Below are 13,235 nucleotides of genomic sequence, written 5' to 3'. Positions count from 1 at the left end.
GCCCCGTCGTGCAGGAGCACGCCGCCGGCGAGTTCGCCGCCGTATTCGGTGATCCGGTACGGCAGCGCACCCACCACCCGGCCGTCGCGGTGCGCGGTGACCAGCCAGTGCTCGTCGTCGTCGCGCGGCTGGTGCCGCCGGTACTCCGGGAACTCGGTGAAGCCGTGCCGGCTGCCCAGGAAGCGGTCCTGGAGCGCGAGCACGTCCTCCCAGCCCTCCGCGATCCGGCGGAGGCGCACCTCGCCGGGCAGGTCCACGGTGAGCAGCGAGGCCAGCGCCTCGGGCCGGAGCGTGACGGTCTTCGCCGCGGTGAGGCCCAGGTAGCCCAGCCGCGCGTAGAAGCCGCTCCGGAACGGGTAGAGCACGCTCAGCGGCCGGCCCTGCTCGCGGCCGCGGCGCATCAGGTCGTGCATGAGCGTGCGGACGTGCCCGCGCCGCCGGGCGAGCGGGTTGCTGACCACGCCGGCCACGCCGAGCATCGGGTGCACGACACCGCGCAGGTTCTGCCGCATCGGGATGCCGGAGACGCTGGCCAGCACCTCGCCGTCCTCCTCGGCGGCGAGCGTGGTGTTCTGCAACCGGAAGCTCATGTACCGGACGAGTTCCTCGGCGCGCTGCGGGGTGAGCGGCGTGGCGTCGAACGCGTACGCCCGGACCGGCATGATCCGGTCGGCGTCGTCGGCGGTGATCAGGCGAATCTCCATGTGCCCATCCCACCGTGCGCGGCCCGCCCACGCCATCGCATAAGGCCGGGCCGAAAACCACAGACTCAAAAATCCGGGGGTACGCCGTGAGGCCGGCCACTCGGCGCGGATTCGCGCTGGTGAGCGGTGACCAATATGTCCGAGATCACGGGCACCGCAACCCCTGGATGTCAGAGAAGTTACGTAGCGGTGTTGACTTCCCACACAGTCGGGCGTAAACAAAAGCAAAGCCAAAACGAAGCGGGGCGGTGGGAACGAGATGTACCCCGAAGAGCGCCAGCAGGAGATCCTGCGGCTCGCTCGCGCCAACGGGCGGGTGGACGTCATGGCGCTCGCCGACGCTCTCAACGTAACGGCTGAGACGATCCGGCGCGACCTCACTGTTCTGGAGCGGGCCGGCGTGCTGCGCCGGGTCCACGGCGGAGCGATCCCGGTCGAGCGGATCGGGTTCGAGCCGGCGCTCGCCACCCGCGATTCGGTCCTGATCAGCGAGAAGGAGCGGATCGCCAAGGCGGCGCTCGCGGAAGTGCCCTCGGAGGGGGCGATCATCCTCGACGCCGGCACCACCACGGCGCGGCTGGCTCAGCTGCTCCCCTCCGACCGGGAGCTGACCGTCGTGGTCAACTCCCCGGTCATCGCCGCCTCGCTCGGCCTCAAGTCCAACCTCAGCGTGCTGCTGCTCGGCGGCCGGCTCCGGGGCAAGACCCTGGCGACCGTCGACGACTGGGCGCTACGTCCTCTCGAGGAGATGTACGTGGACGTCGCCTTCATGGGTACCAACGGGCTCTCCACGGAGCGCGGAATGACGACACCGGATCCGGCCGAGGCCGCCGTCAAGCGGGCGATGATCAACGCGTCCCGCCGGGTGGTGCTGCTCGCGGACCACACCAAGGTCGGTAACGACTATCTGGCCCGCTTCGGGTCGATGTCCGACCTGGACCTGCTGATCACGGACAACGGGCTCGACGCCGACCTGGCCGACGAGGTCGAGGCGGCGGGCGTCCGGGTGGTGCGGGCATGATCCTCACGGTCACGCTGAACCCGAGCCTGGACCGGGCCATGGAGATCGACACGCTCACTCGCGGCGAGGTGCTCCGCGCCACGAACGCGCACATAGACCCGGGCGGCAAGGGCGTCAACGTCTCCCGCGCGCTGCTGGCCAACGGCGTCGCCTCCACGGCCGTCGTGCCGTGCGGCGGCGAGGAGGGCGCGCAGTTGGTCCGGATGCTGGAGGCCGAGGGCGTCGCCATGGTGGCGGTGCCGATCGCCGGCCGCACCCGCTCCAACATCACGCTGGCCGAGCCGGACGGCACGGTCACGAAGATCAACGAGTCCGGTCCGGTGCTCGCGCCGGAGGAGTTCACCGCGGTCACCGAGGCCGTGCTGAACGCCGCGCGCACCGCGGACTGGGTCGTGCTCTGCGGCAGTCTCCCGCCCGGCCCGTCCGTGGCGGCGTTCGGTGAGCTCTGCGCCCGGCTCGTGGCCGCCGGTGCCAAGCTCGCCGTCGACACCAGCGGTCCGGCGCTCGGCGCCGCTGCCGCGGCCGGTGCCGCGCTGGTCAAGCCGAACCGCGAGGAACTGGCCGAGGCCACCGGTGCCGAGCTGCACACGCTCGGCGACGTGGTGGACGCGGCGAACACGCTGCGCAAGGCCGGCGCTGGTACGGTCCTCGCCAGCCTCGGCGCGGACGGCGCTGTCCTGATCGAGGACTCAGGCGTGGTCACCGGGAAGTCGCCGGTGAGCGCGCCGCGCAGCACGGTCGGCGCCGGTGACGCGCTGCTGGCCGGGTTCCTGTCGGCGGGCGCGAGCGGGGAGGCCGCGCTGGCCGAGGGCCTGGCCTGGGGCGCGGCGGCGGTCCGCCAGCCCGGCAGCCGCATGCCGGGACCGGCCGACATGGAACGGGAGACCGTTCAGCTCGACCCCCGGCCCGATCTGGGCCGGCGGCTTCACCCCCGGGGCTGAGAGGCCCCAGCCGCACCACACAACTTCATCACGGGGAAACGCCTCACCGCATCACGCCGCGCGGCACCGCGCGGGTTCCTCCAGAACGGAGTCCCCCCTCATGAGCACATACACCCCTCAAGTCGAAGGCTCAGGCTTCCGCGCCTGGGTCCAGCGTCTCGGCGGCCACCTGGCCGGCATGGTCATGCCCAACATCGGCGCGTTCATCGCGTGGGGCCTGATCACGGCGCTGTTCATCCCCACCGGCTGGATCCCGAACGAGGGCCTCGCGCAGCTCGTCGATCCGATGATCAAGTACCTGCTGCCGATCCTCATCGGTTACACCGGTGGCCGGATCGTCCACGGTCAGCGCGGTGCCGTGGTCGGCGCCGTCGCCACCATGGGCGTCGTCGTGGGCGCCGAGATCCCGATGTTCCTCGGCGCGATGATCATCGGCCCGCTGGCCGCCTACGTCATCAAGCTGTTCGACAAGGCGATCGAGGGCCGGATCCGCCCCGGCTTCGAGATGCTGGTCGACAACTTCTCGGCCGGTATCGTCGGCGGCGCGTTCGCGCTGCTCGGCAAGATCTCCATCGGCCCGGCCGCCGCCGAGGTCATGGAGTGGCTCGGCAGCGGTGTCAACTGGCTGATCGACCACAGCCTCCTCCCGGTCGTGTCGATCCTGGTCGAGCCGGCCAAGGTGCTCTTCCTGAACAACGCCATCAACCACGGCGTGTTCTCCACGCTCGGCCCGCAGCAGGTCGCGGAGCAGGGCAAGTCGATCATGTTCATGATCGAGTCGAACCCCGGCCCGGGTCTCGGCCTGCTGCTGGCCTACTTCTTCTTCGGCCCGAAGCTGCTGCGCCCGTCCACCCCGGCCGCGATGATCATCCACTTCCTGGGTGGCATCCACGAGATCTACTTCCCGTACGTGCTGATGAAGCCGCGCCTGATCCTCGCCATGATCGCGGGTGGCGCGGCCGGCGTGACCACCTTCATGATCACCGGTGCCGGACTGCTCGCCCCGCCGTCGCCGGGCAGCATCTTCGCCTACTTCGCGGTGACGCCGAAGGGCGTCGGCAACTACGTCAGCATGATCGCCGGCGTGCTGATCGCGGCGGCGGTCACCTTCGTGGTCGCCTCCCTGCTGCTCGGCTTCGGGCGGCTGAAGGAGGACCAGGAGGTCGACGACGCCTCGGCCGAGGCGCTGGGTGCCGACAGCACGGACGGCGCGGTCAGGACCGACAGCCCGGCCGTGGCCCGCAACGCCGAGCCCGGCACTGCCTGACAGCTCACACCGCCGGCCCGCTCCGCCAGACGGAGCATTGAGGTGGGGGAGCGGGCCGGCGGCTCCCAGCAACTCCGATCGGAAGGCTAGACCGATGGCAACCATCAACGGCAGTGACGTCAAGAAGCTCGTCGTGGCCTGCGACGCGGGCATGGGCAGCAGCGTCATGCTCGCCAGCACGCTGCGCAAGCAGCTCAAGAACAACGGCGTGACCGTCGAGCACACCCCGGTGAACTCGATCCCCGCCGACGCCGACCTGGTGGTCTGCCACAGCGGGCTGGCCGCCCGCGCGCGGGCCAGCGCGCCCGGCAAGCCGATCGTGCCGTTCCAGGTGTTCCTCGGCGACCCGGCCGTCACCAAGGTCGTCAAGGCGATCCAGACCGGTGAGGACATCAATGCCTGAGCTGCTGGACCGTCAGGCCATCCGGCTCGACGCGGTCGCGGCCGACCGGGACGCGGCGATCCGCCTCTGCGGCGAGACGCTCGTCGCGATCGGCGCGGCCGAGGCCGGCTACATCGACACGATGCTGGCCCGTGAGCAGTCCGTCTCCACCTACGTGGGCGAGGGTGTGGCGATCCCGCACGGCACGCTCGGCGGCAAGGAACTGGTGAACCGGGACGCGCTGGCCGTGCTGCGCTTCCCGGAGGGCGTGGACTGGGACGGCAACCCCGTCTCTGTCTGCGTGGCGATCGCGGCCAAGGGTGACGGGCACGTCGAGCTGCTCTCCGCGCTGGCCGAGATCCTTCTCGACCCGGACCAGGCCCGCGCACTCCGCGAGGCCACCGACATCGACGAGGTGCTCCGGCTGCTCAAGCCGGTTGGAGAGGAACAGCAATCATGAAGGTAGTGCGTTTCCACGCCCCCGGGGACGTCCGCTTCGAGGACATGCCGGAACCGGAGGCCGGCCCGGGCGAGGTCAAGATCCGGGTGCGCAACTGTTCCACCTGCGGCACCGACGTCAAGATCTCCAAGTTCGGCCACCACCACATCCACCCGCCGCGGGTGATGGGCCACGAGATCGCCGGCGAGATCGTCGCGCTGGGCGAGGGCGTCGAGGGCTGGGCCGAGGGCGACCGCGTGCAGGTCATCGCCGCGATCCCGTGCGGGACGTGCGACGAGTGCAAGCGCGGCCGGATGACGATCTGCCCGAACCAGGAGTCGATGGGCTACCACTACGAGGGTGGCTTCGCGCAGTTCATGGTCGTACCGGCGAAGGTCCTGGCGGTCAACGGCCTGAACCGCATCCCGGAGGGCGTCAGCTTCGCCGAGGCGTCCGTGGCCGAGCCGCTGGCCTGCGTGCTCAACGGCCAGGAACTGGCCCGCGTGGGCGAGGGCGACGACGTGGTGGTCGTCGGCTCCGGCCCGATCGGCTGCCTGCACGTCCGCCTGGCCAAGGCGCGCGGCGCGGCCCGCGTCTTCCTGGTCGACCTGAACCGGGCCCGCCTGGACATGGCCGCCGACCTGGTCAAGCCCGATCTGGCGATCGCCGGTGAGGAGGTCGACGTGGTCAAGGCCGTGCTGGACGCCACGAACGGCCGCGGCGCGGACGTGATCATCACGGCCGCCGCCTCCGGCGCCGCCCAGGAGCAGGCGCTCCAGATGGTCGCCCGGCAGGGCCGGATCAGCTTCTTCGGCGGCCTGCCGAAGGACAAGCCCACCGTCACGGTCGACTCGAACCTGGTGCACTACCGCGAGCTGACCATCGTCGGCGCGAACGGCTCCAGCCCGGCGCACAACGCGGAGGCGCTGCGGCTGATCTCCACCGGCTCGGTGCCGGTGGCCGATCTGATCACGCACCGGCTGCCGCTGGACGGCGCGATCGACGCGTTCGGCATCGTCGCCCGTGGCGAGGCCATCAAGGTCACGATCGAGCCCTGACCGGCTGACTTCACACACTAAGGAGGCACCGATGCCCACGCGCACCGTTACCGTCGGATCCGCCAGTGGCCTGCACGCCCGGCCGGCCGCGCTCTTCGTCCAGGCCGCCGCGGCGGCGCCGGTCAAGGTGACGATCCAGGTCGGGGAGAAGCGCGCCGTACCGGCGAACAGCATGCTCTCCGTCCTGTCGCTCGGCGCGAAGAAGGGCACCGAGGTGGTCCTCGCGGCCGAGGGCGAGGGTGCCGACGAGGCGCTGGACAGCCTCGCCGACCTGCTCGCCCGCGACCTGGACGCCGAGGAGCCGGCCAATGGCTGAGCTGACCGGCATCGGGGTCAGCGCGGGCGTGGCGGCCGGTCCGCTGCTGCGGATCGCCGCGGTCCCCGCGCTGCCCGCGCCGGCGGCGGTCGCGGACACCGCGGCCGAGGTGGAGAAGGCGTTCGCCGCGCTGGCCGAGGTCGTCGCCGACCTCGGCCGGCGGGCCGACCGGGCCACCGACGCCACGGTCGCGGAGGTGCTGCGCGCCGAGGCGATGATGGCGGACGACCCGATGCTGCGCGACGCCGTGCAGGAGGGCATCGAGGGCGGTACGGACGCGGTGCACGCGATCGACGCCGCGTTCGCCACCCACCGCGCCGCGTTCGAGGCGGCCGGCGGCTACCTGGCCGAGCGGGTCGCGGACCTGGACGACCTGCGCGACCGCGCGGTGGCGGTCTGCCTCGGCCGGCCGATGCCGGGCGTGCCGCAGCCGGGCCACCCGTACGTGCTGGCCGCCCGCGACCTGGCCCCGGCCGACACCGCGGACCTCGACCCGCGGCAGGTCGTCGGCCTGATCACCGCGGACGGCGGCCCCACCAGCCACACCGCGATCCTGGCCCGCGCGCTCGGCCTGCCCGCCGTGGTCTCCTGCAAGGGCGTGCTGGAGGTGGCGGACGGCACGCTGGTCACGCTGGACGGCACCAGCGGCCACGTCGAGACCGGCGTGTCCGAGGAGACCGTGACCTCGGTGCGGAATGCGGCGGCCGAGGCGCTGAAGACGATCAGCGGCACCACCGGGCCCGGCCGCACGTCCGACGGGCACGCGGTCGCGCTGCTGGCCAACGTCGGCTCCGGCAAGGACGCGGCGGCGGCCACGGACGCGGAGGGCGTCGGCCTGTTCCGCACCGAGCTGCTGTTCCTGGACCGCACGCGCGAGCCCGGCCTGGACGAGCAGGTCGCCGCGTACCGCGAGGTCTTCGCCGCGATGGCGGGCCGCCGCGTGGTCATCCGCACGCTCGACGCGGGCGCGGACAAGCCGCTGCCGTTCCTGCATCAGGACGGCGAGCCGAACCCGGCGCTCGGCGTGCGCGGCCTGCGCATCGCCCGCCAGCGCCCGGAGGTGCTCACCACGCAGCTCGCCGCGATCGCGCAGGCCGCGATCCAGACGGACGCGGACGTGTGGGTGATGGCCCCGATGGTCTCCACCGTGGCCGAGGCCGCGGAGTTCGCGGCGCTGGTGCACGAGGCGGGCCTGCCCAAGGCCGGCGTGATGATCGAGGTGCCGGCCGCGGCGCTGCGGGCCGAGAAGCTGCTCGGCGTGGTCGACTTCCTCAGCATCGGCACGAACGACCTCAGCCAGTACACGTTCGCCGCGGACCGGCAGGTCGGCACGCTCGCCGAGCTGCTCGACCCGTGGCAGCCCGCGCTGCTGCAGCTCATCGCGGCCTGCGGCGCGGCCGGGAAGGCGACCGGCAAGTCCGTCGGCGTCTGCGGCGAGGCCGCGTCCGACCCGGCGCTCGCGCCGGTGCTGGCCGGCCTCGGCATCACCAGCCTAAGCATGTCCGCCCGGGCGCTGCCCGCGGTCCGGGCCTCGCTGGCCGCGCACTCGCTGGCCGAGTGCGAGCGGCTGGCCGCGGCCGTGCTGGACGCGGAAGACCCGGTCCACGCGCGGAAGCTCGTGTCTTAACCCCCACCCCCCCAAAAAAAGAAGGCCCCGCCGTACGTCGGCGGGGCCTTCTTCATGGACGGACGTCTTTACGAGCCGGTAACACCCTGATACCTTGCTGAAACGCCTTGCAAGGTTTTGCAGAGAGGGCACTCCTCTGCAAGAAGTTTCAGCGGACTCGTGGACAGGAAGTCCTCACCATGAAGAAACTCATCGCAAGAGCACTCGTCCCGGTGGCCGTCGCCGCCGCCGGGCTCGCCGCCGTCACCGCCACCACCGCCACCGCGCAGGCGGCCCCGGCACTCAACAACAGCGACGTCACCGCCAACCTCTGGGAGTGGAACTGGCGCTCGATCGGCGCCGCCTGCCGTGACCACCTCGGTCCGGCCGGTTACGGCGCGGTGCAGGTCGCGCCGCCCGCGGAGTCGGTCAGCCTGGCCACCAGCGACGGCGGCGCGCACCCCTGGTGGGAGGTGTACCAGCCGGTGTCGTACAAGCTGACCAGCCGGCTCGGCACCCGCGCGGAGTTCGCCGCCATGGTCACCGCCTGCCACGACGCGGGCGTGCGCGTCTACGCGGACGCGGTGATCAACCACATGGCCGGCGCGAACAACACGCTCACCACCACGTACGGCGGGTCCACGTACAGCCCGTCCGGGTACGGCTACCCCGCCGTGCCGTACGGCTACGACGACTTCCACCACGCGAACGACGGCTACTGCGCGGACGACGACGCGGTGATCGACGACTGGAACAACACGTCCGAGGTGCAGAACTGCATGCTGCTGTCGCTCTCGGACCTGAAGACCCAGAGCGCGACGGTACGGTCCAGGATCGCCGGCTACCTGAACGATCTGATCAGCCTGGGCGTGGACGGCTTCCGGGTGGACGCGGCCAAGCACGTGGCGCGCGCCGACTTCACCGCGATCCGCGGCCTGCTCCACCCGACCACGGCGGAGGGGCGGGCGCCGTACATCGCACAGGAGATCTTCACCGGCTCCACGAACCCGGAGCTGCAACCGGCCGCGTTCACCTCGAACGGCGACGTGCTCGGCTTCTCCTACGCGCAGGCGCTGCGCACCCAGTTCGTCAACGGCACGCTGAACAACCTGGCCGGCATCCCGTCGTGGAGCCTGGACGCGTCCAGCGACCAGACCGCCGCGATGATCACCAACCACGACCTGGAGCGGGACGGCACCACCCTGCGTTACTCCGACGGCGCGCGCTACCCGCTGGCGAACTACTTCCTGCTGGCCTACCCGTACGGGCAGCCGTTCGTCTACGACGGGTTCACGTTCAGCACGTCGAACACGGGCGCGTCCCCGCCCGCGGACGCCAACGGCTTCGTCACGGACGCGAACTGCGGCAACGGTCAGTGGCAGTGCCTGCACCGGTCCACCGGCGTGAAGGGCATGGTCGGCTGGCACAACGCGACCGCGGCGGCCACCACGGTCTCCGACTTCACCGCCACCGCGAGCAACGTGATCGGGTTCCGGCGCGGCGCGCTGGGCTGGTTCGGGCTGAACGCGTCCGGCGCCGCCTCCACCGCCACGTACCGCACCGGGCTGCCGGACGGCGTCTACTGCGACGTGATCACCGGCGGCGCGACCGGCACCGGCTGCGCGGGCTCGTCCGTGACCGTCTCCGGCGGGAGCGCGACCGTCACCATCCCGGCGAACGGCGCGTTCGCCATCCACGCGGGGTCCCGGTCCGGCGGCGGCACCGGCACGCCCACGCCGAACCCGACCGGGAACGTGGCGGTGACGTTCAACGCGAACGTGACCACCACCTGGGGCACCTCCGTGTTCGTGACCGGCAACGTGCCCGCGCTCGGCGGCTGGAACCCGGCCGCGGCGGTGCCGCTCTCCTCGGCGGGGTACCCGGTGTGGTCGGCCACCGTGACGCTCCCGGCGAATACCGCGATCGAGTACAAGTACATCAAGAAGGACGGCGCGGGCACCGTCACGTGGGAGTCCGGCGGCAACCGGGCCTTCACCACGGGCGCGGGCGGCACGACTGCCCGCAACGACGCCTGGAAGTAGGAGGAGGGCCCTGATTCCGGCTTAGGGGCGGGGGTCGGGGCGGCAGCAGGGCTGGTTGGAGGCCGTTTCCGTCCCGGAGGCGGCCTCCGTCGTCCGTACCGCGGAAAAATCTCGCCCGAGTTCCTGTTATCGGTGCCGGGGTGACCCGTCTCCTGTCCGCGCGGCCCTGGTCAGTCCCGTCGGGTTGCGCCAGGATGGCTGACCTAGGAGAGGGTGCGGATGTGGACTCCAGAGGTACGTGACCCGAGGGGCCCGGTCGGCGGCGTCGACCCGGCGACCGTCCGGGCGGCCCGGGAGGGGAACGCGGCGGCGCTGGACCGGGTGGTCGCGGCGTACCTGCCGCTCGTCTACAACATCGTGGGCCGGGCGCTGCAGGGCCACGCGGACGTCGACGACGTGGTGCAGGAGACCATGCTGCGCGTCGTGCACAACCTGCCGGAACTGCGGGACCCCGCCGCGTTCCGGTCGTGGGTGGTGGCGATCGCGATGCGCCTGGTCCGCGACCGGCACCGCGACCTGACCCGCGCCTACCCGGCGGACGCCACCCCGGACGACGTGGCGGACCCGGGCGCCGACTTCGTCGACCTGACCATCGTCCGGCTCGGCCTCTCCGGCCAGCGGCAGGAGGTCGCCCAGGCCACTCGCTGGCTCGACCCGGACGACCGCGAGCTGCTCTCGCTCTGGTGGCTGGAGTCGGCCGGCGAGCTCGACCGCGAGGACGTCGCGCACGCGCTCGGCCTGACCCGCCAGCACACCGCGGTCCGGGTGCAGCGGATGAAGGCGCAGCTGGAGGCCGCCCGCGTGGTGGTCCGCGCGCTGCGCGCGCACCCGGCCTGCCCGGACCTGACGCTGCTGGCGATCGGCTGGGACGGCCGCCCGGAGCCGGTGTGGCGCAAGCGCTTCGCCCGGCACACCCGCGAGTGCGACCAGTGCGCGCGGGCCTGGCACGAGATGGTCGACGCGGAGCGGCTGCTGGCCGGGCTGGCGCTGGTGCCGATCCCCGGCTACCTACTGGAGCCGGCGCTGCACGGCGCGGCCGCGGCCGCGGGGCACGAGGCGGCCGGCGGCTACGAGCCGGTCCACGGGTACGACGCGGCGCCCGCCCCGGACGCGACCGTGCAGCTCGGTGCCGCACCGCCGGACCCGAGCACCACCGCCACCCACGTGCTGGCCCGCCCCGAGCTCGCCTCCGCCGGGCAGGCCGGCGCGCACGCCGTACCGGCGAAGGCGGCCTTCAGTGGTCTTCTGGGTCTGAAGCCGCTCGCCGCCGCGCTGGCCACGGCCGCGGTGGTCACCGCCGGTGGCGTGTTCGCGCTGACCGGCCGCGACGAGCCGGTGCCGGCCGCGCAGGAGCCGCCGCCCGCCGCGGTGGTGCCGGTCACGTCGGAGAGCCCGTCCCCGTCGCCGTCCCCGTCCGCCAGCGCGTCGCCGTCGCCGTCACCCAGCGCCAGCCCCACGCCGTCCGCGACGCCACCCGCACAGCCGAAGCCGATCGTGCCCGCGGCCGTGGCGGCGTCGTCGAAGAAGGGCGTGAGCACCTGGCAGGTGGCCGGCGTCGGGCCGGGCATGACCGCGGTCGGCGCGTCCTGGTACTACACCTGGGGCGCCGGGCCGGACCAGGTGAAGGCGCCGTCCGGCGTCGAGTTCGTGCCGATGATCTGGGGTAGGGACTCGGTCAACGCGGGCACGCTGGCGCAGGCCAAGGCGAACGGCGAGACGCTGCTCGGCTTCAACGAGCCGGACCTGGGCGAGCAGGCCAACATGACGGTGGAGCAGGCGCTGGAGCTGTGGCCGCAGCTCCAGGCGACCGGCATGCGGCTCGGCAGCCCGGCCGTGGCCTACGGCGGCGACACCGCCGGCGGCTGGCTGGATCGCTTCATGGCCGGCGCGAAGGCCAAGGGCTACCGGGTCGACTTCATCGCGCTGCACTGGTACGGCTCGGACTTCAGCCCGGCCGCGGTCGGTCACCTGGAGGGCTACATCAAGGCCGTCCACGACCGGTACAAGCTGCCGATCTGGGTCACCGAGTACGGCCTGATCAACTTCGCCGGCTCGCCGAAGTTCCCGAGCGGGGCGCAGCAGGCCGCGTTCATCGACGGCTCCACCGCGATGATGGAGGGCCTGCCGTACGTCGAGCGGTACGCGTGGTTCTCGCTCCCGGTCGCGGACGACTTCGGCAACGGCCTCTACGACCCGAACGCCAAGGCCCTCACCGAGGGCGGCCGGGCGTACGCCGAGGCGGGCTGAGCGCGGGTCGCCCCGGCCGTGTTCACGGCCGGGGCACCAGCTCCCGGGCCGGGCGCGGCGCGGCCGTGGCCGGCGCGTCCGTCCGGGGCAGCAGCCGGGGCGGGCGCCGGGCCGCGACGTCCTCGACCCAGCCCACCGCCAGCACCGCGCCGGCCAGCAGCGCCAGCGCGATCACGACCGTACCGGTCTCGCCGGCGACCGTGCCGAGATTCCACAGCGCCACCGCGTCCGCCACGGCCAGCGCGGCCGTGATCGCCGGGTTGTGCCACAGGTAGATGGTCACGGCCCGCGCGTTGACCAGCGTGACCAGCCCGTCCAGCGGCGGTACGCGGCGCAGCCACCCGGTCGGCGGCGTCCAGCGCAGCAGCACCAGCGTGAGCCCGGCGGAGAAGATCGCGTAGGCGAGCGGCAGCTCCGCGATGCCGCCGTCCCCGGCGCGCCACCACCAGCCGAGCGCGCCCGCCACGCAGGCCGCGGAGAGCGCGATCGTGACTGGGCCGGGCAGCCGCCGCAGGTCGCCGTCGCGATGCGCGAAGCCGAGCATCCACGCGGTGGCGAACTGCAGCACGGTCACCAGCGTCCGCTCCGGCGTCTCCGGCAGCGGGATCGGCACGGTCAGCAGCAGCACCAGCAGGACCGGCGGCGCGGCCAGCATCGGCAGCGGCGCGCGCCGGTAGAGCCACAGCAGGCCGGGGGAGAGCACCACCAGCCAGAGGTACGTGACCAGATACCACAGTGGACCGGCCGCCTCCGCGCCGAACTCGTTCGCCGGCGGGTCCGCGATCGGCAGCACCCAGAGCAGCAGCCGCGCCCACGGCGGGTCCGCCCAGCCGTGCAGCAGCATGGCCGGGACCGCGACCGCGCCGAGCACCCAGAGCGCGGGCAGCAGCCGCCGCAACCGCTTCACGATCACGGTGTGGCCGGCCGCCGCCCGGTCCAGTGAGCGGGCCATCAGCGAGCCGCCGAGCGCGAACATCACGCCCATCGACGGGAAGATCAGCTCCAGCGCGGCGAGCGGGAACATGTGGTACGTGACGACGCGCGCGATGGCGACCGCTCGTAATAGGTCGAAGTAGCGCTCGCGGGTGGCGGCCATGGCGTCCTTCACGCTCGGGGTCGGCGGCCGCGCAACGGTAGCTTCGACGCGATGATCGGAGAAAGTCCAGGTCATCCGGGTGGGTGGTGTCCGTCCCCCGGCGAGGGGACGGACGT

11 protein-coding genes and 1 pseudogene are annotated in these 13,235 nt (G+C 72.6%); 10 read left to right on the top strand and 2 right to left on the bottom strand.

The genetic code is table 11. The features are described from left to right. Positions 1–332: 332 nt before the first annotated feature. Positions 333–704 (bottom strand): annotated as a pseudogene (locus J2S41_RS26255) (GNAT family N-acetyltransferase); the annotation flags it as partial. A gap of 259 nt (positions 705–963) precedes the next feature. On the opposite strand from J2S41_RS26255, the gene J2S41_RS26250 reads away from it, so the two are divergent. From J2S41_RS26250 to J2S41_RS26205, 10 genes are all read left to right on the top strand, one after another. Next, positions 964–1,725 carry a DeoR/GlpR family DNA-binding transcription regulator gene (locus J2S41_RS26250; protein WP_310371441.1) on the top strand — a complete coding sequence of 254 codons (762 nt, stop codon included), beginning with the start codon at positions 964–966 and terminating at the stop codon, positions 1,723–1,725. Next, positions 1,722–2,666: a 1-phosphofructokinase gene (pfkB, locus tag J2S41_RS26245; protein WP_310371440.1), complete on the top strand. Its 945-nt coding sequence runs from the start codon at positions 1,722–1,724 to the stop codon at positions 2,664–2,666. Before J2S41_RS26250 ends, pfkB begins: the two co-directional genes overlap by 4 nt. Positions 2,667–2,766: 100 nt before the next feature. Further along, positions 2,767–3,933: a mannitol-specific PTS transporter subunit IIC gene (mtlA, locus tag J2S41_RS26240; protein WP_310371439.1), complete on the top strand. Its 1,167-nt coding sequence runs from the start codon at positions 2,767–2,769 to the stop codon at positions 3,931–3,933. A 94-nt stretch (positions 3,934–4,027) separates the two neighbouring features. After that, positions 4,028–4,336, top strand: a complete 309-nt coding sequence (locus J2S41_RS26235; RefSeq protein ID WP_310371438.1) for a PTS lactose transporter subunit IIB — start codon at positions 4,028–4,030, stop codon at positions 4,334–4,336. Beyond that, positions 4,329–4,775 carry a PTS mannitol transporter subunit IIA gene (locus tag J2S41_RS26230; protein WP_310371436.1) on the top strand — a complete coding sequence of 149 codons (447 nt, stop codon included), beginning with the start codon at positions 4,329–4,331 and terminating at the stop codon, positions 4,773–4,775. The genes J2S41_RS26235 and J2S41_RS26230 overlap by 8 nt, the downstream gene beginning before the upstream one ends. Continuing rightward, positions 4,772–5,812, top strand: coding sequence for a zinc-dependent dehydrogenase (locus J2S41_RS26225; RefSeq protein WP_310371434.1), 1,041 nt, complete (start codon positions 4,772–4,774; stop codon positions 5,810–5,812). The genes J2S41_RS26230 and J2S41_RS26225 overlap by 4 nt, the downstream gene beginning before the upstream one ends. Positions 5,813–5,843: 31 nt before the next feature. Continuing rightward, entirely contained in the window at positions 5,844–6,128 is a 285-nt protein-coding gene (locus tag J2S41_RS26220; protein WP_310371432.1) for an HPr family phosphocarrier protein, read from the top strand. Beyond that, positions 6,121–7,755 (top strand): phosphoenolpyruvate--protein phosphotransferase, encoded by a 1,635-nt coding sequence (gene ptsP, locus J2S41_RS26215; RefSeq protein ID WP_310371431.1) that lies wholly within the window; start codon positions 6,121–6,123, stop codon positions 7,753–7,755. The genes J2S41_RS26220 and ptsP overlap by 8 nt, the downstream gene beginning before the upstream one ends. Before the next feature lie 179 nt (positions 7,756–7,934). Further along, positions 7,935–9,776 carry a carbohydrate-binding module family 20 domain-containing protein gene (locus J2S41_RS26210; protein WP_310371429.1) on the top strand — a complete coding sequence of 614 codons (1,842 nt, stop codon included), beginning with the start codon at positions 7,935–7,937 and terminating at the stop codon, positions 9,774–9,776. Positions 9,777–9,995: 219 nt separating this feature from the next. Continuing rightward, on the top strand, positions 9,996–12,023 hold the full coding sequence (locus J2S41_RS26205) for a sigma-70 family RNA polymerase sigma factor (RefSeq protein ID WP_310371427.1): 2,028 nt from the start codon (positions 9,996–9,998) through the stop codon (positions 12,021–12,023). Positions 12,024–12,045: 22 nt separating this feature from the next. Here J2S41_RS26205 and J2S41_RS26200 read toward each other — a convergent pair whose 3' ends face one another. Beyond that, on the bottom strand, positions 12,046–13,119 hold the full coding sequence (locus tag J2S41_RS26200; protein ID WP_310371426.1) for an acyltransferase family protein: 1,074 nt from the start codon (positions 13,117–13,119) through the stop codon (positions 12,046–12,048). Between the last annotated feature and the right edge of the window lie 116 nt (positions 13,120–13,235).

Origin of the sequence: Catenuloplanes atrovinosus (assembly GCF_031458235.1) — a bacterium.
Taxonomy (GTDB): Bacteria; Actinomycetota; Actinomycetes; order Mycobacteriales; family Micromonosporaceae; genus Catenuloplanes; species Catenuloplanes atrovinosus.
Note: the sequence above shows the minus strand (reverse complement) of the source record. Positions and strands in the feature narration are given on the sequence as shown.

Coding starts and splice junctions, on each gene's coding strand:
- J2S41_RS26205 (WP_310371427.1), top strand. CDS start 9,996: ATGTGGACTCCAGAGGTACGTGACCCGAGGGGCCCGGTCGGCGGCGTC.
- pfkB (WP_310371440.1), top strand. CDS start 1,722: ATGATCCTCACGGTCACGCTGAACCCGAGCCTGGACCGGGCCATGGAG.
- mtlA (WP_310371439.1), top strand. CDS start 2,767: ATGAGCACATACACCCCTCAAGTCGAAGGCTCAGGCTTCCGCGCCTGG.
- J2S41_RS26220 (WP_310371432.1), top strand. CDS start 5,844: ATGCCCACGCGCACCGTTACCGTCGGATCCGCCAGTGGCCTGCACGCC.
- J2S41_RS26210 (WP_310371429.1), top strand. CDS start 7,935: ATGAAGAAACTCATCGCAAGAGCACTCGTCCCGGTGGCCGTCGCCGCC.
- J2S41_RS26230 (WP_310371436.1), top strand. CDS start 4,329: ATGCCTGAGCTGCTGGACCGTCAGGCCATCCGGCTCGACGCGGTCGCG.
- J2S41_RS26235 (WP_310371438.1), top strand. CDS start 4,028: ATGGCAACCATCAACGGCAGTGACGTCAAGAAGCTCGTCGTGGCCTGC.
- ptsP (WP_310371431.1), top strand. CDS start 6,121: ATGGCTGAGCTGACCGGCATCGGGGTCAGCGCGGGCGTGGCGGCCGGT.
- J2S41_RS26225 (WP_310371434.1), top strand. CDS start 4,772: ATGAAGGTAGTGCGTTTCCACGCCCCCGGGGACGTCCGCTTCGAGGAC.
- J2S41_RS26200 (WP_310371426.1), bottom strand. CDS start 13,119: ATGGCCGCCACCCGCGAGCGCTACTTCGACCTATTACGAGCGGTCGCC.
- J2S41_RS26250 (WP_310371441.1), top strand. CDS start 964: ATGTACCCCGAAGAGCGCCAGCAGGAGATCCTGCGGCTCGCTCGCGCC.